Genomic DNA, 853 nt, shown 5'->3' with positions numbered 1-853 from the left:
CCTGCGGCCGAACAGAACGGGTTAGTATCGTTGCTGACCGACTACGTTTTAGAAAAAGCGGCGGACGATTTTTCCAAACTGACGTTTACTCATCCGGTGCATCTTGGTGTCAATGTGCCTCCTGGTTACCTTGTCGGTTCTCATGTAATAAGAAAACTGCAACTCATTCACAGACAGCTAAGTGAGAATAATGTGTCGCTCGGCATCGAAATTACGGAGCGTCAGTTGATCAATGGGGAAGCAAGGAAGCATATTGCAGCGTTGCGCGTGCACGGAATTGATGTACTGATTGACGACTTTGGAACTGGGCAAACGTCGTTAGCATTTTTGCAGCACATGAAAATTGATTATTTGAAAATCGACAAGTGTTTTGTTGAAACAATAGGCATTCAAAGTGTGAGTGCATCCGTATTGAATGCCATCGTTCATTTTGCGGACGAGCTGCAAGTGAAGTTGATTGCCGAAGGCGTCGAAACGCCGGCGCAAGCAGAGCATTTGAAAAATATGGGAGTGCAATACCATCAAGGCTACCTGTATTCCAAACCTTTACCATATTCCCTGCTTGCGCAGCAGCCGATTTCCTAGCTCTTGTTACGCATTACCAGTGATGAATTTGAGCGCGATAACACTGCGCTTCGTCACCGAAGACAAACTCAAGATCGTTTTTGATGCTCTCAAGGCTGTCTTCTTGGTAATGGGAGACGTAAAGCAATTGGCTGAGATTTTCACGTGCAATCAGTTCCAACGTGTTTTTTACCAAGCGTCGTCCTAAAAAGTCGAGACCTTGATAGGGCTCATCCAAAATGAGTAGTGTTGGCTGCTTCGCTATAGCGCGCGCGATCAACAGCAAACG

At 46.1% G+C, this 853-nt stretch carries 1 protein-coding gene and 1 pseudogene; one reads left to right on the top strand and one right to left on the bottom strand.

The features are described from left to right. Window positions 1–585, top strand: a 585-nt coding sequence (locus tag R7190_RS26455) for an EAL domain-containing protein (protein WP_318137749.1), incomplete at its 5' end; no start/stop codon positions are given. Between the two features lie 13 nt (window positions 586–598). Here the strand turns inward: R7190_RS26455 and R7190_RS26450 are convergent. Beyond that, window positions 599–853: pseudogene (locus R7190_RS26450) on the bottom strand (ABC transporter); the annotation flags it as partial.

This window comes from Vibrio sp. 1078-1 (assembly GCF_033340475.1).
Note: the sequence above shows the minus strand (reverse complement) of the source record. Positions and strands in the feature narration are given on the sequence as shown.